This is a genomic window from Micromonospora solifontis, from assembly GCF_003725545.1.
GTDB classification, from domain to species: domain Bacteria; phylum Actinomycetota; class Actinomycetes; order Mycobacteriales; family Micromonosporaceae; genus Micromonospora; species Micromonospora solifontis.
This window is the reverse complement of the sequence record NZ_RJLN01000003.1, coordinates 113,895-134,905: the sequence shown is the minus strand read 5'-3', so window position 1 is coordinate 134,905 and position 21,011 is coordinate 113,895. Positions and strand designations below refer to the sequence as shown.

Here is a 21,011-nt window from a genome sequence, read left to right as displayed (position 1 = left end):
ATCGTCATGGCCTGGATCGTGCTGGTGCTCTCCGGACTGCTGGAGACCGTTTGGGCGGTCGCCCTCGACCGCAGTGCCGGCTTCAGCCGCCCCCTCCCCTCGGCCGTCTTCGGCGTCTCGCTGGTGGCGAGCATGGCCGGCCTGGCGTACGCGCTGCGCGACATCCCGGTCGGCACCGGCTACGCGGTCTGGGTCGGCATCGGCGCGGTGGGCACCGCGCTGGTCGGCATGCTCGCGCTGCACGAGCCGGCCACCCTCCCCCGGATCGGCTGCCTGCTGCTGGTGGTGGCCGGCGTGGTGGGGCTCAAGCTCTTCCACTGACCGTCCCCGAACGACGCGCTCGTCCGGTTTGACGGCAGGTGCCGCGTGGGTAGTCAGGCCTCACCCCACCCGAGGTAGAAACCGACATCACGGAGGACACCATGGCCGACATGCACGCCACCGCCCGCCCGCGCAGCAACGCCGCCCGCATCTGCACGATCATCGCGTTCGTCTTCGCGGTCATCGCGATCTTCTTCCTGCCGCCGCTCTTCGGCCTGGTCGGCCTGGTGCTCGGCATCGTGGGCGCGGTGATGGGCGACAAGCCGCTGGGCTGGTACGCCGCCGCCGCCAGCGTGGCCGGCGCCATCATCGGCATGATCATCGGCTACGCCATCCTGAACTCCTGAGCCACGGGTAGCCGAGGGGCCCGCCGGATCCCCGGCGGGCCCCTCGCGCGTCCGTCGAACCCGCGGCGTCGCCGCCGACGATGGTCACGCTCCCTGCTCGCGACGAGCTAGTCCTCAGCCCCGCGCAGGCCGGCCAGGACCTCCTCCAGCTCGTCCGGCTTGACCAGCACGTCGCGGGCCTTGGATCCCTCGGACGGGCCGACCACGCCCCGGGTCTCCATCAGGTCCATCAGCCGGCCCGCCTTGGCGAAGCCGACCCGCAGCTTGCGCTGAAGCATGGAGGTCGAGCCGAACTGCGAGGTGACCACCAGTTCCACCGCCTGCACCAGCAGGTCCAGGTCGTCGCCGATGTCCTCGTCGATCTTCTTCTTGCTGTCCTGCGCGACGGTCAGCACGTCCGACCGGAACTCCGGCTCGCGCTGGTCCTTGCAGAACTTCACCACGTCGTGGATCTCGCGCTCGGTCACCCAGGCGCCCTGGATCCGGATCGGCTTCGACGCGCCCATCGGCAGGAAGAGGCCGTCACCGCGGCCGAGCAGCTTCTCCGCGCCCGGCTGGTCGAGGATGACCCGCGAGTCGGCCAGGGACGAGGTGGCGAACGCCAGCCGGGACGGCACGTTCGCCTTGATCAGACCGGTGACCACGTCCACCGAGGGCCGCTGGGTGGCCAGCACCAGGTGGATGCCGGCGGCCCGGGCGAGCTGGGTGATCCGGACGATGGAATCCTCCACGTCGCGCGGCGCGACCATCATCAGGTCGGCCAACTCGTCCACGATCACCAGCAGGTACGGGTACGGCCGCAGCTCCCGCTCGCTGCCCGGCGGAGCCTTGATCTCGCCGTTGCGTACCTTGCGGTTGAAGTCGTCGATGTGCCGGACCCCGTTGGCGGCGAGGTCGTCGTAGCGCATGTCCATCTCGCGGACGACCCACTCCAGCGAGTCGGCCGCCTTCTTCGGATTGGTCACGATCGGCGTGACCAGGTGCGGGATGCCCTCGTAGCCGGTCAGCTCGACCCGCTTCGGGTCGACCAGCAGCAGCCGCACCTCGTCCGGCGTGGCGCGGGTCAAAATGGACACAAGCAGTGAATTCAGGCACGAGCTCTTGCCGGCACCCGTGGCCCCCGCGATCAGGATGTGTGGCATCTTCGCGAGGTTGGCCACCACGTAGCCGCCCTCGATGTCCTTGCCGAGCGCCACCACCATCGGGTGGTGGTCGCTCGTGGCCGCCCGCGAGCGCAGCACGTCGCCGAGCGACACGTTCTCCGGGTCGGTGTTGGGGATCTCCACGCCCACCGCGCTCTTACCCGGGATCGGGCTGAGGATCCGCACGTCGGGCGACTTCACCGCGTACGCGATGTTGCGGGATAGCTGCGTGATCCGCTCGACCTTCACGCCCGGGCCCAGCTCGACCTCGTACCGGGTGACCGTCGGGCCGCGGGTGAAGCCGGTGACCGCGGCGTCCACGTCGAACTGGTCGAAGACGCCGGTCAGCGCGGCGATCACCTCGTCGTTGGCCTTGCTCCGGGTCTTCGGGGCCGCGCCGCTGCCGAGCATGTTGGCCGGCGGCAGGGTGTAGTCACCGGCCAGTCCGGTGAGCGCGAGCTGCTCGGCGCGGGTGGGCAGCGGCGAGTGCTCCGGCGGCTCGACCGGCTTGCGACTGGCCGGGACCTTGCCCGGAGGCTTACGTGGCAGGACCAGGGTGTCCTGCAGGTCCGCCCCGTCGAGGTCGTCGTCCAGCCCCTCCGGGTCCAGCGGCGGGGGCAGCCGCTTGGCCGGCCGCTTCCGGGCCGGCTTGGGCGCGGCCTCGGCCTCCGGCTCCTCGGCATCGGCCGGCGCGACCAGGCTGCCGGCGAGCAGGCCGAGCCGCTCCGGGATCTTGTTGATCGGCGTCGCGGTGACCACCAGCAGACCGAAGAGCAGCAGCAGGACCAGCAGGGGCACCGCCACCCAGGCGGTCACCGCGGCCTCCAGCAGGTCGCCGATGCCGGCGCCGATGAGGCCGCCCGCGTAGTCGCGCTGCACCGTGTCGACGGGCGCCTGTCCGATGTGCAGCATCGCCGCGGTGGCGATCAGCATCGAGCCCCAGCCGACCAGGCCCCGGCCGCGGTGCGCCGGGTCGGCGGGGGTGCGCAGCAGCCGCCAGGCGCCGATCATCAGCAGCACCGGCACCACGATCGCGATCGCGCCGAGGAAGAGCCGGACGGTGTCGGCGAGCCGGGCACCGACCGGCCCGGCCTTGCCGAACCAGATGGCCACGGCGCTGAGCAGGGCGAGACCGAACAGCAGCAGTCCCCCGCCGTCGCGGCGGTGCTCCGGGTCGAGGTCACGGGCCGAGGCGGCCTGCCGGCCGGCGGCGCGGACCGCCCAGCCCAGGCCGTGCGCCAGCCCCATCCACAGGGCGCCTACCGCACGTCCGAGGTAGACGGCCGGGCCCGGTCGGGCCGCCGGCCGCCGGCGGGAAGCCGCCCGGGTGGCCTTCTTCGCCGGCTGGCGGGCGCGACTGTTCGTGGTACCGCGCGGCGACGCGCCGCGCCGCCGGCTCGCCTGAGAGGTACGGCCCGCCATACAGTCACGGTAACGGCGGGACCCGGCAGATCGCCGCTTTTCCGGGTCGTGTCCGCGCGTCGCACCACCGGCCGCGCCGCCGTGTGTGTTATTCGCCTCAGAAGGGATGCCCCATGGCGTCGCCGGAGATCGAGGACGGTCCGGACGGCCCCCTGGCCGGACACCCGCAGCAGCTGCGACCGCTGACCGGCGGGCTGATCGCCGCCGTGCTGCAGGCGCGGGGGTACGCGGTGGTCGAGGAACCCGGCGGCGACCTGGTCGGCCGCTGGGCGGAGAGCCTGATCTGGTTCCACCGCCGGGGCGCCGACGGCGAGCTGTTCCAGATCCGTACCGTCGCCGGGCACCGGTTCACCATCGAGCACGTGCCCGCCCTGTACGCCTTCTGCAACGCGTGGAACCACGACCGGCTCTGGCCCAAGGCTTTCGTGCACGTCGCCGACGACGGGCTGGCCCAGGTCTGCGGCGAGGTGACCACCGACCTGGAACGCGGGGTCACCCCGCACCAGCTCGATCAGCTCGTCGACTGCGGCGTGGCCACCGGCTGCCAGCTCGCCGCCGCCGTGGCCGAGCTGCCCGGCGGGTCGGTCCGGTGACCACCTCCCGCGACCGGGGACCCGCCGACGCGCTCGCCGACGCCCTCGACCTGCCCGACGGCGAGGCCCGCTGCGCCGAGCTGGACCGGATCGCCGCACGGGCGGACGTGACCGGCGACGTGCCTACCGGGGTGGCGGCGCGGTTCGCGCTGATCGAGGCGTACCTGCACCTGGGCGAGCGGTGGCGGCTGGTGGAGCCGGTCCGCCGCTGTCTGGCCACCCTGGACGGGCCGGCCGGGCCGGACGCCCTGCGTCCCGGTGCGGTCGAGCGGCTGCACCGCCACCAGCGGCAGGCGGTGGAGGCGCTCTTCGGCACGCCGCGGGTCGGCCTGGACCAGGCCCGTGCCCTGCTGGACGACCTGGCCGACCGGCTGGGCGCCGACGCCGAGCCGGTGGCCGAGCTGCGCTGCCGGCTCGCCGACCATCTCGGCGACGAGCCGACCGCCCGGCGGGAGTACGACCGCTGGGCCGCCGCCCCGCCCCACCCGGCCGCCGGCTGTCCCGGCTGTGCCCCGGCCCGGCGGGCCGAGCTGCTCGCCGGATGGGGCGAGCCGGCCGAGGCCCTGGCCGCGCTGGACCCGGTACGCGCCGGCGCGGTCGACTGCACCGACCAGCCGGAGCGGGCGCTGGTCGCCGGGCTGCTGCCGTGGCTGCGCACCGGCGAGGCGGCGCGGGCGGCCCGGGCGCACGTGCGGGCGTACCGCCGGCACCGGCGGGAGCGGGCCGCGTTCCCGCTGCTCGCCACGCACCTGCGGTTCTGCGCGCTGAGCGGGCACCTGGCGCACGGGCTGGACGTGCTGGCCGAGCAGCTGCCCCGGCTGGACCACCCGGCGGACGACCTGTCCGCGATGGAGTTCGCCGCCGCCGGATCGCTGCTCTGCGCGCTCGCCGTCGAGGCCGGTCTCGGCGGCCGGCGGATCCACCGGCCCGGGCACGGGCCCCGACCGGCGGCCGAGGTGGACGTGGCCACCCTCGGCGGACAGCTGCAGGCCCTGGCCACCACGCTCGCCGGGAGCTTCGACGCCCGCAACGGCACCGGTCACCAGTCCGGCCGGATCGCCTCCTGGCTGGCCGAACGGCCGCTCGCCGAGCCGGTGCCGCTGCCCACCGAGGACGAGTTCGACGACGGCGCCGGGGCCGAGCCGGGACCACCGGGCGAGGAGGAGCCGGTCCCGCTGAGCCTGGCGCTGCTCACCGCCGCCCTGGACGCGCGGGGCGACGGGTACGCGGTGGAACCCGACGGCGCCGTGGTCGGGCGCTGGGGCGCGGCGGTGATCCAGTTCCGCCGGCTCGGGCAGCGGGGGGAGATCCTGCACGCCCGGGCGGTGGCCACCCGGCGGCTGCCGGCCACCCGCCGGGCCGAGGCGTACGCGTTCTGCAACGCCTGGAACCACGACCGGCTGCTGCCGGCCGCGTACGTGCACGACCCGGGCGACGGGTCGCTGGTGCTGGCCGCCGACGTGACCACCGACCTGGCGTACGGGGTGGCCCCGGCGCAGCTGGTCGTGCTGGTGACCGCCGCGGTGAGCACCGGGGTGGCGTACGCCGAGGCGGTCGCCGCACTGCCCGGGGACTAGGCTCGCGGGCGTGTTCGTGGTGACCCTGAGCTACCTGACCGACCTGGACCAGGTCGACGCCGCCCTCCCCGACCACCTGGACTGGGTGGAGCGCCAGTACGCCGACGGCGTGTTCCTCGCCTCCGGCCGGAAGGTGCCGCGCACCGGCGGGGTGATCCTCGCCGCCGGGCTGGACCGCGCCGAGCTGGACCGGCGGCTGGCCACCGATCCGTTCGCCGAGCGGGGCGTGGCCGCGTACGAGGTCACCGAGTTCGTCGCCGGCCGGGTAGCCGACGGCCTGGCGCACCTGCGGGAGAGCTGACCCCGGACGCGGCGCGGTCCCCGACCACCGGGCGGTTGGTGGCCGGGGACCGCGGGTCGCGGACCGCCGGGCGGGGCCTCAGCGGGCGGAGAACACCCGGCGGCGCCCGTCCCGCACGGCGGTGGCCTCGTCCCCGCCCGGCGCCGACCGCCCGTTCGCGGTGACCAGCGTCAGGTTGTTGCGGCGGAGGATCTCGTTGACCGGCTGGAAGAAGGTGACTCCGCCCCGGGTGCAGTCGCCGGAGCCGCCGGAGGTGACGCCCTGCGCCTGGTCGCCGGAGAGCCACGCGCCGCCGGAGTCGCCCGGCTCGGCGCAGACGTTGGTGCGGGTCAGCCCGGTGACCGTCCCCTCCGGATAGTTCACCGTGGCGTTCCTGGCCTGGATGACGCCGCAGTGGGTGCCGGTGGTGGAGCCGGAGCGGCACACCGAGGCGCCGACCGGGGCCTCGGCGGAACCGTTCACCGGGACGGTGCCGCCGTTGAAGTCGTTCACCACGCCCCGCGGGTTCCAGTCGCCGTTGACCTCGACGACCGCCCAGTCGTCGCCGGGGAACGAGGAGGCCCGGAAGGTGCCCTGGGCGACCCGATTCGCGCCGGTGGTCCGGTCGCCGGGCCGGCCGCAGTGCCCGGCGGTGACGAAGCCGCCGACCACGGAGAAGCCGACCGAGCAGCGGGCGGCGTTGTTGATGAGGTACGCGTCACCGCCCCGGACGTCGAAGAGCGGGCGCGGGTTCTCGGCGACGGTCCGCACCCGTACCGCGCCGGCCGGCAGGCCGCTGGCCTCGGCGAACCGTCGGCCGGACGCCGCCGCGCCGGGCCGGGCGAGCACCACCACCGAGTTGGTCGGCACGTCGACGTACCAGCCGGCGACCGCCCGGCCGGCCTGGGCGGCGGCCGCGTCCAGCCGCGACTTCACCGCGTCCAGCTCGGCGACGCCCCGGTCGACCTGCTTCGGCACCGCCCCCGCGGCGGTGACCCGGGCCGCCTGCGCCGGGTCGGCCACCGCCACGTTCAGCGTGGTCCCGTCGGCGCCGAGCCAGCTGCCGCCGTAGTCGGCGCCCAGCTCGGCCCGGAGTCTGGTGACCGTGCCGGCGGCCCACCGCTCGGTCCGCAGCCGCCGGACCGCCTGCTCCCGGGTGAGCGAGAGGTCGCGGCTCAGCGCGTCCAGCACCTCGGGCGCGGCGCCGTCGGACGCCGCGGGCGCCGCCCGCCGGGTCGTCGCGTTCTCCCCGGCGAACGACGGCAGGGTAACCGCCGCCGTCGCGCCCACCGCCGCCACCACCACGCCGATGGCTGTCATCCGTCTGCGGTCCATCCGCCACGCTCCTCCCGGCCGGCGCGGGGTACGCCCGCCGGACCGGAGTACGGAGACGGACGCCGATCGGTTGAGGCCGGGCGGGCAGCTTCGGCGGAGCGTGTCGAGGCGTACCCGGAGCGCGACGACGCCGGCCCACCGCGGACGGTGGACCGGCGTGCGGAGCTGTCGCGGTCAGACCTCGACGACGGTCGGGACGATCATCGGCCGGCGGCGGTACGCGTCGTTGACCCACCGGCCGACGGTGCGGCGAACGATCTGCTGGAGCTGGTGCGGGTCGGTGATGCCGTCCGCGGCGGCCCGGTTGAGCGCCTCGGTGACCAGCGGGATGACCGGGTTGAACGCCTCCGGGTCCTCGGAGAAGCCCTTCGCGGAGACGGTCGGCCCGCCGACCACCTTGCCGGTGACCGAGTCGACCACCACGGTGGTGGCGATGAAGCCGCCGTCGCCGAGGATCCGGCGCTCGGTGAGCAGCGACTCGCTGACGTCCCCGACGGCGAGGCCGTCGACGTAGACGTACCGGCTCTTCACGTGGCCGACCAGGCTGGCCCGCCCGTCGACCAGGTCGACGACGTCGCCGTCCTCGCAGAGCACCACCCGGTCGGGGGCGACGCCCGACTCGACGCCGAGGCGGGCGTGCGCCCGCAGGTGCCGCCACTCGCCGTGCACCGGCATCAGGTTGCTCGGCCGAGTGACGTTGAGCAGGTAGAGCAGCTCACCGGCGGGGGCGTGCCCGGAGACGTGCACCTTGGCCACGTCCTTGTGGATCACGGTCGCGCCGGCCCGGGCCAGCCGGTTGATCACCCGGTAGACGGAGGTCTCGTTGCCCGGCACCAGCGAGGAGGCGAGCACCACGGTGTCGCCGGGGGCGATGGTGATGTGCCGGTGGTCGCCGCTGGCCATCCGGCCCAGGGCGCTCATCGGCTCGCCCTGCGAGCCGGTGGACATCAGCACGATCTGCTCGGGCGGCAGCGTGGTCGCCTCCTCCAGCCCGACCACCAGGCCGGGCGGGATGTTGAGCAGGCCGAGGTCGCGGGCGATGCCCATGTTGCGGACCATCGACCGGCCGATCAGCGCCACCTTGCGGCCGTGCTCCACGGCCGAGTCGAAGACCTGCTGCACGCGGTGCACGTGCGAGGCGAACGAGGCGACGATGATCCGCCCGCGCGCCTTGGCGAAGATCGAGTCGAGCACCGGCCCGATCTCCCGCTCCGGGGTGACGAAGCCGGGGATCTCGGCGTTGGTGGAGTCGGACAGCAGCAGGTCCACGCCCTCGGCGCCGAGCCGGGCGAAGCCGGCCAGGTCGGTGATCCGACCGTCCAGCGGGAGCTGGTCCATCTTGAAGTCGCCGGTGTGCAGCACCAGGCCGGCCCCGGTCCGGATGGCCACCGCGAGGGCGTCCGGGATCGAGTGGTTGACCGCGAAGAACTCGCACTCGAACGGGCCGAGTCGCTCCCGCCGCCCCTCCGCGACGGTCAGCGTGTACGGCTGGATCCGCCGCTCGGCCAGCTTGGCCTCGACCAGGGCCAGGGTGAACTGGGAGCCGACCAGCGGGATGTCCGGCTTGTGGGCGAGCAGGTACGGCACCGCGCCGATGTGGTCCTCGTGCCCGTGGGTCAGCACGATCGCCTGGACGTCGTCGAGCCGGTCCAGGATCGGACCGAAGTCCGGCAGGATCAGGTCCACGCCGGGCTGCTCGACGTCGGGGAAGAGCACCCCGCAGTCGACGATCAGCAGCTTGCCCTCGTACTCGAAGACGGTCATGTTCCGGCCGATGGCACCGAGCCCACCCAGCGGGATGATCCGCAGGCCGCCCTCCGGCAGCGGCGGGGGAAGTTCACCCTCGATGTGCGCCTCGGTCACGCGTCCACCTCATTCTGCGACGCCGTCACCCGGCGTCCGTCGTGTCGTTCGGTCATTCGGGAAGGGGCAGGCCCGCCGCGGCGCAGTCGGCACGCAGCTGGGCCAGTTCGTCCGCGGTGGCCTCCACCAGCGGCGGCCGCACCGGGCCGGCCGGCAGTCCGCTGGCCGCCAGGCCCGCCTTCACCAGGATCACGCCCTGGGTACGGAAGATGCCGGTGAACAGGGGCAGCAGTCGCCGGTGCAGCGCCAGCGCGGTGGCGTTGTCCCCCGCCTCGTACGCCTCGATCATCTGCTTCGTCGGCACGCCGGTGAAGTGGGTCGAGGTGCCGACCACGCCGACCGCGCCGACCGCGAGGGCGGGCAGGGTCAGCGAGTCCTCGCCGCTGTAGTAGGCCAGGTCGCAGCGGGCGAGCACCCAGGAGGTGGCGGTCAGGTCGCCCTTGGCGTCCTTCACCGCGACGATCCGGCCGTGCTCGGACAGCCGCACCAGGGTGTCGGTGGCGATCGCGGTGCCGGCCCGGTGCGGGATGTCGTACAGCATGATCGGCAGCCCGGTGGCGTCGGCGACCGCGGTGAAGTGCCGCAGCAGCCCGCTCTGCGGGGGCTTGTTGTAGTACGGGGTGACCACCAGCAGGCCGTGCGCGCCGGCCTTCTCCGCCTGGCTGGCCAGCTCGATGGTGTGCCGGGTGTCGTTGGTGCCGACGCCGGCGATGATCCTGGCCCGGTCGCCGACCGCCTCCGCTACCGCGCGGATCAGCGACTCCTTCTCCGCGTCGGTGGTGGTCGGCGACTCCCCGGTGGTGCCGTTGAGCACCAGCGCGTCGTTGCCCTGCGCGTCGACGAGATGCCGGGCCAGCCGGACGGCGCCGTCCAGGTCCAGGGACCCGTCGGCGGCGAACGGGGTCACCATGGCCGTGATCAGTCGCCCGAAGGGGCGCGACGCGCCCCGGTCGGGGGCGGCAGGGTGGTCGTGCGTCATGTTCACAACCTAGCGGACGACCACCGGGGGCCCGGCGGCGAAGGGCGCAGGACTCACTCGGCGTGCGGGCTGGCGGCCACCTCGGTGCCGTCGGGCAGCGTGGAGATCACGAAGTCGGCGAAGACGTTCGGCGCGACCCCCTGGAGCTGCCGCAGGCACTCGATGGCCAACTCGCGGATCTCCACGTCGGCGTGCTCGGTGGCGCGCATCTTGATGAAGTGCCGCCAGGCCCGGTAGTTGCCGGTGACCACGATCCGGGTCTCGGTGGCGTTGGGCAGGACCGCACGGGCCGCCTGCCGGGCCTGCTTGCGGCGCAGCGTCGGGTTGGGCTCGTCGACGAAGCGGGCCTCCAGGCCCTCCAGCAGCTCGGTGTACGCCCGGACGGCCGCCTCGGACGCCTCGACGAACTTCTTGTGCAGCTCCGGGTCGTCGGCGATCACCGCCGGCTCGACCATGGCCGCGTCCCGCTCCGGCACGTACCGCTGGGAGAGCTGGGAGTAGGAGAAGTGCCGGTGCCGGATCAGCTCGTGGGTGAAGGAGCGGGAGACGCCGCTGAAGTAGAAGCTCACCGAGCCGTGCTCCAGCACGCTGAGGTGGCCCACGTCAAGGATGTGCGCCAGGTAGCCGGCGTTGGTCGCGGTGGCCGGGTTCGGCTTCTTCCAGCTCTGGTAGCAGGCCCGGCCGGCGAACTCGGCGAGCGCCTGGCCGCCCTCGGCGTCGGTCGACCACGGCACGTCGTCCGGGGCCTGGAACTGGGTCCACGCGATCAGCTTGACCTGGGGCTGCACCATCTCCGGCATTCCTGCGACTGTAGTGGCCCCGGTGCCGCTCGCGAAACCTGGGCACGCCGGCGTGAACCGGCGCACCATGGGACGGCAGGTGTCCAAGATCTCGCAGCCGGCCCCGGCCTGGGTGCGGTGAGTCCGGTTGGCCGCCTTTCGAGCTGAGTCGTTGGTGACGTCAGGCCCGCCATCCACCGACGACCCCTTCGCCGGCCACCGGGACCGACTCGACCTGCCGCAAGGGCGGTGATCGGGTGCCGGGACCCCCCGCTCCGCCGCGGAACGAGCGGATCGCCCGCGGATCTCGGCCCCTCGACCAGAACTCGTCTCGATCAACTCGCTCTGCCGCAGAGGGCGGTGTCCGGCACCCGGGACACCGCGGCCTGCCGCGGCACGAGTGGACCACCCGGACGAGCGCCCGCCCGGCCGGCCCGGACCGGGCGAAGCAGGCGAGCGCATACAGGTGGCGATGTCACCGACGACTCAGCTCGAAAGGGCGTCACCACCCCATGTCGTGTCCGCCGCCAGCCGGTCGGCCAGGGCTGGGGCGCCGCCAGGGCGGGCGGAGCGGTCAGACGTAGAGCGAGGTGAACGGGGCCCAGGGCAGGTTGCGGGCCACCGAGAAGGCGAACCAGATCGCCAGGAAGCCGCCGACCACCTTGGGGCTGAACTGAAGCTCCGGCAGGCGCCAGCCGAACGCCCGGTTCCCGGCCCAGGCGACGAAGAGGTAGGTCAGGAAGGGCAGCGCGAAGACGAAGAGGAAGTGGTGCCGGGCGGCCGCCGGCAGGTCGCCGTGCAGCACGTACCAGAGGGCGCGGGTGCCGCCGCAACCCGGACAGTCCAGCCCGGTGGTGAGCTTGAGCAGGCAGGTCGGGCGAGCGTCGGGCTCGGCGTGGGTCGGGTCGCTCACCAACGCGTACGCCATGCCGACGCCGACGCAGCCGAGCGCCGCCAGGGGCACCGCCCAGCGCGGGGCGCGGGCGTGCAGGCGCAGCACCATCCGGGTGAACCGGTCCGGCTCGACCGGCTGGTAGGCGACCCCGGCCGGCCAGAGCGGCGAGCCGTCGGCGGTCATGGTCGCCGCGCCGGGCAGGCCGGCCGGTGGAACGGGGACAGTCTGCGGGTCGGCCGGGGCGCCGGGCCGGTCAACGCTCGTCACGCGCTCACCGTACACCCGCCACGCCCACCAGCGCGGCGGCAAGCGGAGCCGCCAGATCGCCGGCCTCCGGCGGGGCGACCGCGTCCAGCCCGAGCCAGCCGGCGAGCCGGTACAGCTCGGCGGCCAGCGCCACCGCCGTCTCGCCCGGATCCGCCCCCGGCTCCCGCCAGGCGGCCGGCACCAGCAGCACCCCGGACCGCCGGTCGGCCTTGAGGTCGACCCGGGCGGTGAACCGCTCCCCCTGCAGGAACGGCAGCACGTAGTAGCCGTGGACCCGCTGGGGGGCGGGCACGTAGATCTCGATCCGGTAGGTGAAGCCGAAGAGCCGCTCGGCCCGGGCCCGCTCCCAGACGATCGGGTCGAACGGGCTGACCAGGGTGTTGCCGCGAACCCAGCGGGGCAGCCGGGCCTCGGCGTGCAGGTAGGCCGGCTGCCGCCAACCCTGGACGGTGACCGGGGTCAGCTCGCCCGCCTCGACCAGCTCGGCGACGGCCCGCCGGGCACCGGCCGCCGGCAGCCGGAAGTAGTCGCGCAGCTCCGGCTCGGCCGCCACGCCCAGCGACCGGGCGGCGAGCGCGACCAGGGCGCGGTGGGCCTCGGCCTCGGTCGGGGTGGGGGCGTCGAGCACGGCGGCCGGCAGCACCCGTTCCGGCAGGTCGTAGCGGCGGGCGAAGGACGGGGTGCGGTCGGCGGCGGTCACCTCGCCGGCCCAGAACAGGTATTCGAGAGCGCGCTTGACCGTCGACCAGTTCCAGCCCCAGTTGCCCGTCTCCCGGGGCGCGTCGTGCTCGATCTCGGCGGCGGTGAGCGGCCCCTTGGCGGCCACCTCGTCCCGGACCCAGGCGACCAGCTCGGGCTGCTCCTGGGCGACCCGGCGCATCCAGCCCCAGGCCTCGTCCCGCGCCCGGGCCATCCGCCAGCGCAGCAGCGGGTGCAGGCCCACCGGGACCAGCGACGCCTCGTGGCCCCAGTATTCGAAGAGCTCGCGGGGGCGACGGTAGGCGGCGGTGTCGAGCAAGGCGGTCGGGTAGGGCCCGAGCCGGCTGTAGAGCGGCAGGTAGTGCGCGCGTTGCAGGACGTTTACCGAGTCCATCTGGATCAGCCCGACCCGGTCCAGCACCCGGCGCAGGTGCCGGCGGTTGGGCACGCCGGTGGGCGCCGGGTCGGCGAAGCCCTGGGCGGCCAGCGCGATCCGGCGGGCCTGGGCGAGCGAGAGTGATTCCGGTACGGCCATCGCCGGCGACCCTAATCCACCGGTACGACACGATGGCTGAGGCTGGACCCGCCCCCCGTGGGGGCATAGAACGGACGGGTGTTCACCATCCGCCGGGAGGAACCGGACGACGCCGAGGCGGTCGCCCGGGTGCACGTGCGCAGTTGGCAGGCCGGGTACGCCGGGATCATGCCGGACGAGGTGCTGGGCCGGCTGAACCCGGCCGCCTGGGCGCAGCGCCGCCGCGACCTCGGCACCGCCGACCCGGAGCACCCGTTCACCACGCTGCTCGCCGAGGCCGACGGGGTGCTCACCGGGTTCGCCACCTTCGGGCCGTACCGGAACAACCAGGATCGGGGCGACCTCGACCCGGCGTACGGCGAGATCCTGGCGATGTACCTGGCGCCGGACTGGTGGGGCACCGGAGCGGGGCGGGCGCTGCTCGCCGCGGCGCGGGCCGGCCTGGCCGAGCGGGGCTGGACGGAATACCGGGTCTGGGTGCTCGCCGACAACGTCCGGGCCCGCCGGTTCTACGAGCGGGCCGGCCTGTCACCGGACGGCGACGAGTCCACCTATCCGGTGCCGCTGCACGGCGGGCGCGACCCGGTCCGGCTCCGGGAGGTGCGCTACACCGCCCGGCTGGCCGGCTGACCCGGACGGCCCGCCCCGGTCCGCGGGGCCCCGGCCGGTCGGCGTGGCCCAGCGGCGGATCGGCAGCCCGAGCAGCAGCGCCAGGCTGATCCAGACGTAGGCGTTGCTGCCGAGGAAGCCGCTGACCCCGGTGAAGTCCTCTTCCCAGGCCCAGACGATCCGGCTGATCAGGACGGCGTACCCGACGAGCGCGGCGGCCAGCAGGAGGCGGCGCCGGCCGCCGCGCGCGGGCGCCGCCATGCCGTTGTCGACCAGCAGGATCAGCGCGGGCAGCAGCCAGACCAGGTGGTGCACCCAGGTCACCGGGCTGACCAGGCACATCGCGGCACCCGTCAGCGCCAGGCCGGTGACCTCGTCGCCGGCGGCGACAGCGGCCCGGGAGCGCCACGCCCAGACGGCCAGGGTGGCGAGCACCACGACCAGCCAGGCGACGGTGTTCGGGTGCTCCGGGTTCAGCCGGGCCACCACGCCGCGCAGCGACTGGTTGGAGATGAAGGCCAGCTCGCCCACCCGGTCGGTGTTCCAGAGCGCCTCGGTCCAGAACTCCCGGGAGGCGTCCGGGAAGAGCGCGCCGGCGAGCAGGGTCGCGCCGGCCGCCGCCCCCATCGCGGTGAACGCGGCCCGCCAGCGCCCGGTGACCAGCAGGTAGACGATGAAGATGCCGGGGGTCAGCTTGATCGCGGTGGCCAGGCCGACGCCGGCGCCGGCCCACCGGCTGCCGGCCGGCAGCAGCCGCAGCAGGTCCACCGCCACCAGGACGAGCAGCAGCATGTTGACCTGGCCGAAGTTGACCGTCTCCCGCATCGGCTCGAACGCGGCGGCCAGGCAGAACGCCACGGCGAGGGCGAACCAGCGGGTCCACCCGGAGCGGCGGGCGATCGGGTCGACCAGCCACCCGATCACCACCGCGCTGGACACGACGGTGGCGGCCACGCTCACCGTGATCGCCGCCTCCCAGGGCAGGTACGCCATCGGCAGCATGACCAGCGCGGCGAACGGTGGGTAGGTGAAGCCGTACTGGGTGTTGGGCTTGAGGAAGTCGTAGATCTCCCCGCCGTCGTGCACCCACCAGTTCAGCGCGCCGTAGTAGACCCGCAGGTCGAAGAAGCCGTGCCGGGCGGCGGCCACCGAGAGGAAGGCGGTCACCGCGACGGCGAGCACCACCACCGCGCCGACCTGCCCGATCGTGCGCCGGGCACCCTGCGCCACCGTCGCCTCCCTCGCCCTGCGTAGGCTCACGTCTCATGGCTCTCGGGTACGTCCGCCCCGCGCGTCCGGAGGACGCCGACGAGATCGCACGCATCCAGCTCGCCACCTGGCGGGTGGCGTACCGCCGGATCCTGTCCCGGCACGTGCTCGACAACCTGGACGAGGCGTATCTCGCCCGGCGGTGGAGCGCGGCGGTGCAGGAGCCGCCCTCGGGCGCGCACCGCGTGCTGGTCGCCGTCGAACAGGCCGAGCAATCCTATCTGGTGGGGTTCGTGGCTTCCGGTCCGGCCGACGCGGAGGCGCTGGCTCCCGGCGAGCCGGCCGACGCGCTCGGCGACGGCGTGGTGGCGGTGACCGACCTGCTGGTCGAGCCGCGCTGGGGCCGGCGCGGGCATGGCAGCCGGCTGCTCGCCGCCGCCGTCGACGGCTGGCGGTCCGACGGGTTCGACCGGGCGGTGGCCTGGGCGTTCGACGCCGACGAGGCGACCCGGAAGTTCCTCACCGGCACGGGTTGGGAGCCGGACGGCGCGGCCCGGGCGCTGGACGTGGACGACATGCTGGTCCCCCAGCTCCGCCTGCACGTCGCCGTACCGACCGAGGCCGCCTGACGCCCGTCGGGTGGTCGCTGTCGGTGGGTCCGCCTACGGTGTCAGCATGACCATGGCCACCGCGGGCACGGCCGCCGACCTGGAGGCGTTCCGGGTCGAGCTGACCGGCTACGCGTACCGGATGCTCGGGTCCGGCTTCGACGCCGAGGACGCGGTGCAGGAGACCCTGCTGCGGGCCTGGCGCGGCGCCGACCGGTTCGACGGCCGCTCCAGCCTGCGCACCTGGCTCTACCGGATCGCCACCAACGTCTGCCTGGACGTGCTGCGCGGGCGCGGCCGGCGCGCCCTGCCGGTGGACCTGGGCGCCCCGTCGGCGCCGGTCGTCGAGTCGCTCGGCACGCCGGCCGGTGACTGGGTCGAGCCGGTGCCGGACGCCGCGGTGCTCCCGGCCGACCCGGCGGAGGTGGCGGTGGCCCGGGAGTCGGTGCGGCTGGCGTTCGTCGCCGCGCTCCAGCACCTGCCGCCCCGGCAGCGGGCGGTGCTGATCCTGCGGGACGTGCTGCGCTGGCGCGCGGTCGAGGTCGCCGAGCTGCTCGACGCGAGCGTGCCGGCGGTCAACAGCGCGCTCCAGCGGGCCCGGACGACCCTGGCCGGGGTGCCCGACCGGTCGGCGTCGGGCGCGGACCTGGACCGGGCCGACCGCGACCTGCTCGACCGCTACGTGGACGCCTTCGCCCGGTACGACATCGACGCGCTGGTCGCCCTGCTGCGTGCGGACGCGGTGCAGAGCATGCCGCCGTACGCGATGTGGCTGCGCGGCGCGGCGGACATCGGCCGCTGGCTGGCCGGGCCGGGTGCCGAATGCCGGGGCTCCCGGCTGGTCCGGATCACCGCGAACGGCGGGCCGGCGCTGGCCCAGTACCGGCGCGATCCGGCCGGGGGCCACCGGGCCTTCTCGATCCAGTTGCTGGACGCCGCCGACAGCCGGATAGTCCGGCTCACCCATTTCCTCCAGCCCGACCTCTTCCCCCGGTTCGGCCTGCCGCTGCGCCTGGAATAAGTGACGCCGGCACCGATGAGTTCCGGCCGGCCCGACGGTCCACCCTTGGACCGGCGGTCCCGACACGGGGGCGGGACCGCCGGTTCCCGGTCAGCCCTTGTCCGCGCCCTCGTTGGCGTCGCGGACGAAGTAGCGCTGGAAGATCATGAAGAGCACCGCCACCGGGATGGTGGCCAGCAGCGCCGCACCGAGCTTGAGCGGATACTGGGTGCCCTTGCCCAGCGAGCCGCTGACCAGGTCGGCCAGCCCTCGGGGCAGGGTGAACAGGCCCGGGTCCTGGACCGCGACCAGGCTGTGCGGGAACTCGTTCCAGGAGCCCTGGAAGGAGAGGATGGTCAGGGTGATCAGGGCGGGCTTCGCGGTCGGCAGCACCACCGACCAGAAGGTACGGAACACTCCGGCCCCGTCGATCCGGGCCGCCTCCTCGATGCTCACCGGGACCGACTCGAAGAACTGCTTCATGATGAACACCCCGGCCGCGTCGGCCAGCAGCGGCACCACCAGGCCCGCGTAGCTGTCGTAGAGGCCGAGCTGCTTGAGCACCAGGAACTTGGGGATCAGCAGCACCACGCCGGGCACCGCCATCACCGCGATAACCGCGGCGAAGATCCCGGCCCGACCGCGGAAGCGCAGCCGCGCCAGGGCGTAGCCGGCGAGCGAGTCGAAGAACACCCGGCCGAGCGTCACCAGCACGGTGACCAGCAGCGAGTTGCCGAGCCAGAGCGGGAAGTTGGTGCCGGCGAAGATCCGCTCGAAGCCGGCCAGGGTGACCGGGTCGGGCACCGGCGAGAGCGGGTGCGCGGCGGCGTCCGGCTCGGTCTTGACCGAGTTCGCGATCTGGATGACGAACGGGTAGAGGAAGACCAACCCGAAGAAGATCAGGATCGCGTACCCGAGGAAGCGGTTGACCAGGGCGCGCGGCCCGCGGTCGGCGCGGCGCGCGACCGGCGGCGCCGGCCGGTCGGTCAGCACGGCCATCTCAGGACCCCTCCGGTACGCGTCGCCGCCACCACCGGGGCCGCCGGGGCTCGTCCCGGTCGGCCATCACCCGGCGCTGGAACACGGTGAGCAGGATGATGATCAGGAACAGCACGAACGAGATCGCCGCGCCGGAGCCGTAGTCGAAGTCCCGGAAGGCGGTCCGGTACGACAGGTACGCCGGAGTGAGCGTGGTCTTCGCCGGGTCGCCCTGGCTCATCACGTACACCTGGTCGAAGACCTGCCAGGAGCCGATCAGGCCGAGGGTGAGCACCAGGAACATGGTCGGCTTGATCAGCGGCAGGGTGACGTGCCGGAACCGCTGCCACCGGGTGGCGCCGTCCAGGGTGCTCGCCTCGTCGAGGACGACCGGGACGTTCTGCAGCGCGGCGAGGAACATCAGCATGAAGGTGCCCGAGGTGGTCCAGACCACCAGGCAGATGATCGACATCATCGCCACGCTCGGCCCGGCGAGCCAGTCCCACCAGGTCAGCCCGAGCGGGCCGCCGGCGGTGAGCGCGGCGGGCGGGGTGTCCACGCCGACGGCGCCGAGCAGCAGGTGCAGCACCCCGCGCGAGTCGGCGAACCACTGCGGCCCCTCGATGCCGAAGAAGCCGAGCAGGGCGTTGACCGCGCCCGAGTTGGCGAACATGAACAGGAAGACCACGCTGATCGCCACCGAACTGGTGACCGAGGGGAAGTAGAACGCGGTCCGGAAGAAGCCCTTCCCCTTCAGCATCCGGTTGTTGACCACCAGCGCGAGCCCGAGGGCGAGCACGGTCTGCGCCGGCACCACCAGCGCCACGTAGTAGAGGTTGTTGCGGATGCTGGTCATGAAGTCGCGCCGGGCCAGCCCGTCCTCGGCGAACAGCCGGGTGTAGTTGTCGCCGCCGACGAACGGGACCTGCCCGGTGAACGGGCTGCCCTGGCCGTTCCAGTCGGTGAGGCTCACCCAGAGCGCCATCAGGATCGGCAGCAGCAGGAAGAGCCCGAGGATCACCAGCACCGGCGCGACGAAGAGCCAGCCGGCGACGTGCTCGTTGCTCCGGATGCCACCGCCCCGGCGACGCGGCGGCCGGACCGGCGTGGTGGCCGGTGCGCGCAGCGCTTCGGTTGCCATCTCCCCTCCCTTCGGTCGGGGTGGAAGGAAGGGCCCCCTCTTATCACCCGTCTGTTAACAAGGGGCCCCTCCTTTCACCTCAGCCGCCGATGGCCGCCTTGGCGTTCTTGTCGAAGTTGCCGAGCACGGTCTTCGGGTCGCCGTTGGCGAGGCCCTGCAGGCCGGTGTCGAGGTCGCTGAGGACGCTGTCCATCTTGGGCGCGTTCACCGGGCCCTGCGCGTACGCGGCCCCGTCGATGAACGGCTTGTCGGCCGGGAACGCGCCGGTGTACTGGTCCCGCACGGACTGCCGGGACGGCATCACGCCGAACGCCTTGGCGAAGGCCATCTGCTGCTCGCCGGCGGTCATCGCCTCGACGAACTTGATCGCCTGCTCCTTGTACTTCGACTTGGCGGCGATGCCCCAGCAGTTGGTGAAGGAGAGCGTGCCCTTGCCCTTGGGACCGGCGGGCAGCTCGACCACCTTGTACTTGACGTTCGGGAAGTCGTTCTGCAGCGCGCCCTTGATCCAGTTGCCCTCGATGGTCATCACGGCCTTGCCCTTGCCGAACGCCTCACCGGACCAGCCGGCGTCGAGCTGCTTCGGGTAGCGGGCGTAGCCGTTGGTGAGCAGGCTCTTCACGTACTGGAGGGCGGCCAGGTTCTCCGGGGTGTCGGCGGTGGGCTGCTTGCCGTCCTTGCTGAGCAGCCAGCCACCGTTCTGCACCAGGAACGCGCCGATCCGGTCCCGGGTGTCGCCCAGGGCGAGCGGCACCAGACCCTTGGCCTTGATCTTCTGGCTGGTGGCGGTGAGCTGGTCCCAGGTGGTCGGGATGTCGGCGTCGGTCAGCCCGGCCTTCGCCCAGAGGTCCGTGTTGATCTCCAGGGCGAGGGTGGAGAAGTCCTTGGGCGCGCAGTAGAACTTGCCGTCGTAGGTGAACGCGGTGCGCAGACTCTCGTAGAAGTCGTCCGGGTTGCTGATCTTGTCGGCGTACGGCTCCAGCGCGCCGACGCTGGCGTAGTCGGCGAAGCGGCTGGCGTCGACGTAGAAGACGTCCGGCGGGGTGCCGCCGGCGAGCGCCTGGCCGAGCTGCTGGACGAGGTCCTGCGCCGGGGTGACGGTGGCGGTGTTGCCGGTGGCGGAGGCCCACTTGGCGGCGGCGTCCTGGACCGCCTTGGTCTCCGCGTCGCCGGAGGAGCCGATCATGATCTGCAGGCTGGCCGGGCCGCTGGACTGCTTGGCGTCGCCGCCCTTGTCGTCGAAGCCGCTGCCGCAGGCCGCGGTGCCGAACAGGGTCACGGCGGCGAGTCCGGCGACCGCTGCCCGGGTGAGGGTGCGTGGTGTCATCTGATTCTCCTGGTGGGGGATGCGATTCACGCGGTGTGCCGGAGCACGAGCGTGGGGGTGAGCAGCACGTGGGGGTCCGTGGGCTGCCCGTCGAGCAGGTCGGTGAGCAACTCGACGCAGCGGGCGGCGGCCACCGCCAGGGGCTGGCTGAGGCTGGTCAGCCCGACCGCCGCGGCGACCGGGGTGTCGTCGAAGCCGATGACGGCGACCGGCGTCGCGGCGTCGCGGACCGCCTGGAGCGCGCCGAGGGCGAGCGAGTCGCTGGCGCAGACCACCGCGGTCGGCGGTCCGTCGTGCGCGAGCAGGTCGCGCATCTCGCGCTCGCCGTTCGTGATGCCGTCCTCGGTCTCGCGATCGAGGGCGGCACCGTCGAGGCCGGCCGCCGCCAGGGTGGTACGCCAGCCGGCGCGCCGGTCGTCGCCGACGCCGGAGCCCGCCGGCCAGCCGAGGAAGGCGATCCGGCGGTGGCCGGTGTCGAGCAGCCGCCGGGTGGCCTGGGCGGTGCCGGCGGCGCCATCCACGTCGACCCAGGGGTGTGCCTCGGGGGCGTCCCAGGGCCGACCGAAGGTCACGAAGGGCACCTCCCGCTCGGCGAGCCAGGCGGTGCGCGGGTCGCCGTGCTTGGTGCCGGTGAGCACGAACGCGTCCAGGTCGTACGCGCCGAGCAGGTCGTCGTAGGTGGCGATCTCGTGGTCGTCGTCCCGGGCGGTGTAGAGCAGGACCCGGTAGCCGGCAGCGTCGGCGGTCTCGGTGAGGCCGTGCAGGAACCGGTCGAGCACGGAGCCGTTGATCCCGTCCCGGGTGGGTTCGATGCGGACCGCGAGGAGCCGGGACCGGCCGGTACGCATCTGCCGGGCGGCCTGGTTGGCCCGGTAACCGAGCGCCGCGATCGCCTCCTGCACCCGCCGCCGGGTCTCCTCGCGGACGATGTGCGGCGCGTTGAGCACGTTGGAGACGGTCTGCCGGCTCACCTGGGCGTGCCGGGCCACCGTCGCGATGGTCACCTTTTCAGCCACTAAATCCCTCTCGAGGCCTTGAACGATCCAATTTGGATACGGCAGGATTGGATCGTTCAAAGTTTCTGGAATGTTTCGCACTCTGCACC

Annotated in this window: 20 protein-coding genes; 8 read left to right on the top strand and 12 right to left on the bottom strand. The window is 73.5% G+C overall.

Annotated features, from left to right (window positions below; all coding sequences use genetic code 11):
* Nucleotides 1-6 precede the first annotated feature (6 nt).
* Together EFE23_RS02165 and EFE23_RS02160 are read left to right on the top strand one after the other, a co-directional pair.
* Nucleotides 7-321 carry a DMT family transporter gene (locus EFE23_RS02165; protein WP_123239162.1) on the top strand — a complete coding sequence of 105 codons (315 nt, stop codon included), beginning with the start codon at nt 7-9 and terminating at the stop codon, nt 319-321.
* Between the two features lie 101 nt (nt 322-422).
* Nucleotides 423-668, top strand: a complete 246-nt coding sequence (locus EFE23_RS02160) for a hypothetical protein (protein ID WP_123239161.1) — start codon at nt 423-425, stop codon at nt 666-668.
* 107 nt (nt 669-775) lie between these two features.
* Here EFE23_RS02160 and EFE23_RS02155 read toward each other — a convergent pair whose 3' ends face one another.
* Nucleotides 776-3,232: a DNA translocase FtsK gene (locus EFE23_RS02155; RefSeq protein WP_123239160.1), complete on the bottom strand. Its 2,457-nt coding sequence runs from the start codon at nt 3,230-3,232 to the stop codon at nt 776-778.
* 113 nt (nt 3,233-3,345) lie between these two features.
* Between EFE23_RS02155 and EFE23_RS02150 the strand changes: the two genes are divergently transcribed.
* The 3 genes from EFE23_RS02150 to EFE23_RS02140 are packed head-to-tail and all read left to right on the top strand — an operon-like array spanning nt 3,346 to nt 5,703.
* Nucleotides 3,346-3,825: a type III secretion system chaperone family protein gene (locus EFE23_RS02150; RefSeq protein ID WP_123239159.1), complete on the top strand. Its 480-nt coding sequence runs from the start codon at nt 3,346-3,348 to the stop codon at nt 3,823-3,825.
* Nucleotides 3,822-5,402 (top strand): type III secretion system chaperone family protein, encoded by a 1,581-nt coding sequence (locus EFE23_RS02145; protein WP_123239158.1) that lies wholly within the window; start codon nt 3,822-3,824, stop codon nt 5,400-5,402. Before EFE23_RS02150 ends, EFE23_RS02145 begins: the two co-directional genes overlap by 4 nt.
* Nucleotides 5,403-5,412: 10 nt before the next feature.
* Nucleotides 5,413-5,703, top strand: coding sequence for a YciI family protein (locus EFE23_RS02140; RefSeq protein ID WP_123239157.1), 291 nt, complete (start codon nt 5,413-5,415; stop codon nt 5,701-5,703).
* Between the two features lie 78 nt (nt 5,704-5,781).
* Here EFE23_RS02140 and EFE23_RS02135 read toward each other — a convergent pair whose 3' ends face one another.
* The 6 genes from EFE23_RS02135 to EFE23_RS02110 all read right to left on the bottom strand — a co-directional run bounded on the left by EFE23_RS02135 (nt 5,782) and on the right by EFE23_RS02110 (nt 13,034).
* On the bottom strand, nt 5,782-7,017 hold the full coding sequence (locus EFE23_RS02135) for a S1 family peptidase (RefSeq protein ID WP_233600824.1): 1,236 nt from the start codon (nt 7,015-7,017) through the stop codon (nt 5,782-5,784).
* A gap of 174 nt (nt 7,018-7,191) precedes the next feature.
* Entirely contained in the window at nt 7,192-8,880 is a 1,689-nt protein-coding gene (locus EFE23_RS02130; RefSeq protein ID WP_123239156.1) for a ribonuclease J, read from the bottom strand.
* A 52-nt stretch (nt 8,881-8,932) separates the two neighbouring features.
* Nucleotides 8,933-9,859, bottom strand: coding sequence for a 4-hydroxy-tetrahydrodipicolinate synthase (gene dapA, locus EFE23_RS02125; protein WP_123239155.1), 927 nt, complete (start codon nt 9,857-9,859; stop codon nt 8,933-8,935).
* Nucleotides 9,860-9,912: 53 nt separating this feature from the next.
* Nucleotides 9,913-10,650 (bottom strand): FAD-dependent thymidylate synthase, encoded by a 738-nt coding sequence (gene thyX / locus EFE23_RS02120; protein WP_123239154.1) that lies wholly within the window; start codon nt 10,648-10,650, stop codon nt 9,913-9,915.
* Between the two features lie 562 nt (nt 10,651-11,212).
* Nucleotides 11,213-11,815: a DUF2752 domain-containing protein gene (locus EFE23_RS02115; protein ID WP_373683951.1), complete on the bottom strand. Its 603-nt coding sequence runs from the start codon at nt 11,813-11,815 to the stop codon at nt 11,213-11,215.
* Nucleotides 11,805-13,034: a winged helix-turn-helix domain-containing protein gene (locus tag EFE23_RS02110; protein ID WP_123239153.1), complete on the bottom strand. Its 1,230-nt coding sequence runs from the start codon at nt 13,032-13,034 to the stop codon at nt 11,805-11,807. Before EFE23_RS02110 ends, EFE23_RS02115 begins: the two co-directional genes overlap by 11 nt.
* Nucleotides 13,035-13,112: 78 nt before the next feature.
* Between EFE23_RS02110 and EFE23_RS02105 the strand changes: the two genes are divergently transcribed.
* Nucleotides 13,113-13,664, top strand: coding sequence for a GNAT family N-acetyltransferase (locus tag EFE23_RS02105; RefSeq protein WP_123239152.1), 552 nt, complete (start codon nt 13,113-13,115; stop codon nt 13,662-13,664).
* Here EFE23_RS02105 and EFE23_RS02100 read toward each other — a convergent pair.
* A complete protein-coding gene (locus tag EFE23_RS02100; protein WP_123239151.1) occupies nt 13,563-14,873 on the bottom strand; it encodes a glycosyltransferase 87 family protein in 1,311 nt (436 codons plus the stop codon). The genes EFE23_RS02105 and EFE23_RS02100 overlap by 102 nt on opposite strands.
* A 35-nt stretch (nt 14,874-14,908) precedes the next feature.
* On the opposite strand from EFE23_RS02100, the gene EFE23_RS02095 reads away from it, so the two are divergent.
* Complete coding sequence (locus tag EFE23_RS02095) at nt 14,909-15,481, top strand: GNAT family N-acetyltransferase (protein ID WP_123239150.1); 573 nt, start codon at nt 14,909-14,911, stop codon at nt 15,479-15,481.
* A gap of 46 nt (nt 15,482-15,527) precedes the next feature.
* Nucleotides 15,528-16,481 (top strand): sigma-70 family RNA polymerase sigma factor, encoded by a 954-nt coding sequence (locus EFE23_RS02090; RefSeq protein WP_199736887.1) that lies wholly within the window; start codon nt 15,528-15,530, stop codon nt 16,479-16,481.
* A gap of 90 nt (nt 16,482-16,571) precedes the next feature.
* Here EFE23_RS02090 and EFE23_RS02085 read toward each other — a convergent pair whose 3' ends face one another.
* The 4 genes from EFE23_RS02085 to EFE23_RS02070 all read right to left on the bottom strand — a co-directional run bounded on the left by EFE23_RS02085 (nt 16,572) and on the right by EFE23_RS02070 (nt 20,910).
* The gene (locus EFE23_RS02085; RefSeq protein WP_123239149.1) at nt 16,572-17,459 is read right to left on the bottom strand and encodes a carbohydrate ABC transporter permease; all 888 of its coding nucleotides are present in this window, start codon (nt 17,457-17,459) and stop codon (nt 16,572-16,574) included.
* Between the two features lies 1 nt (nt 17,460).
* On the bottom strand, nt 17,461-18,579 hold the full coding sequence (locus tag EFE23_RS02080; protein ID WP_123239148.1) for a carbohydrate ABC transporter permease: 1,119 nt from the start codon (nt 18,577-18,579) through the stop codon (nt 17,461-17,463).
* Nucleotides 18,580-18,658: 79 nt separating this feature from the next.
* A complete protein-coding gene (locus tag EFE23_RS02075) occupies nt 18,659-19,906 on the bottom strand; it encodes a sugar ABC transporter substrate-binding protein (protein WP_123239147.1) in 1,248 nt (415 codons plus the stop codon).
* 26 nt (nt 19,907-19,932) lie between these two features.
* Nucleotides 19,933-20,910 (bottom strand): LacI family DNA-binding transcriptional regulator, encoded by a 978-nt coding sequence (locus EFE23_RS02070; RefSeq protein ID WP_233600823.1) that lies wholly within the window; start codon nt 20,908-20,910, stop codon nt 19,933-19,935.
* Between the last annotated feature and the right edge of the window lie 101 nt (nt 20,911-21,011).

Excerpts from the sequence above, each read along its gene's own strand:
- EFE23_RS02165 (WP_123239162.1), top strand. The coding sequence starts at position 7 with ATGGCCTGGATCGTGCTGGTGCTCTCCGGACTGCTGGAGACCGTTTGG.
- EFE23_RS02160 (WP_123239161.1), top strand. The coding sequence starts at position 423 with ATGGCCGACATGCACGCCACCGCCCGCCCGCGCAGCAACGCCGCCCGC.
- EFE23_RS02155 (WP_123239160.1), bottom strand. The coding sequence starts at position 3,232 with ATGGCGGGCCGTACCTCTCAGGCGAGCCGGCGGCGCGGCGCGTCGCCG.
- EFE23_RS02150 (WP_123239159.1), top strand. The coding sequence starts at position 3,346 with ATGGCGTCGCCGGAGATCGAGGACGGTCCGGACGGCCCCCTGGCCGGA.
- EFE23_RS02135 (WP_233600824.1), bottom strand. The coding sequence starts at position 7,017 with ATGGACCGCAGACGGATGACAGCCATCGGCGTGGTGGTGGCGGCGGTG.
- dapA (WP_123239155.1), bottom strand. The coding sequence starts at position 9,859 with ATGACGCACGACCACCCTGCCGCCCCCGACCGGGGCGCGTCGCGCCCC.
- thyX (WP_123239154.1), bottom strand. The coding sequence starts at position 10,650 with ATGGTGCAGCCCCAGGTCAAGCTGATCGCGTGGACCCAGTTCCAGGCC.
- EFE23_RS02110 (WP_123239153.1), bottom strand. The coding sequence starts at position 13,034 with ATGGCCGTACCGGAATCACTCTCGCTCGCCCAGGCCCGCCGGATCGCG.
- EFE23_RS02095 (WP_123239150.1), top strand. The coding sequence starts at position 14,909 with ATGGCTCTCGGGTACGTCCGCCCCGCGCGTCCGGAGGACGCCGACGAG.
- EFE23_RS02090 (WP_199736887.1), top strand. The coding sequence starts at position 15,528 with ATGACCATGGCCACCGCGGGCACGGCCGCCGACCTGGAGGCGTTCCGG.
- EFE23_RS02085 (WP_123239149.1), bottom strand. The coding sequence starts at position 17,459 with ATGGCCGTGCTGACCGACCGGCCGGCGCCGCCGGTCGCGCGCCGCGCC.
- EFE23_RS02080 (WP_123239148.1), bottom strand. The coding sequence starts at position 18,579 with ATGGCAACCGAAGCGCTGCGCGCACCGGCCACCACGCCGGTCCGGCCG.
- EFE23_RS02075 (WP_123239147.1), bottom strand. The coding sequence starts at position 19,906 with ATGACACCACGCACCCTCACCCGGGCAGCGGTCGCCGGACTCGCCGCC.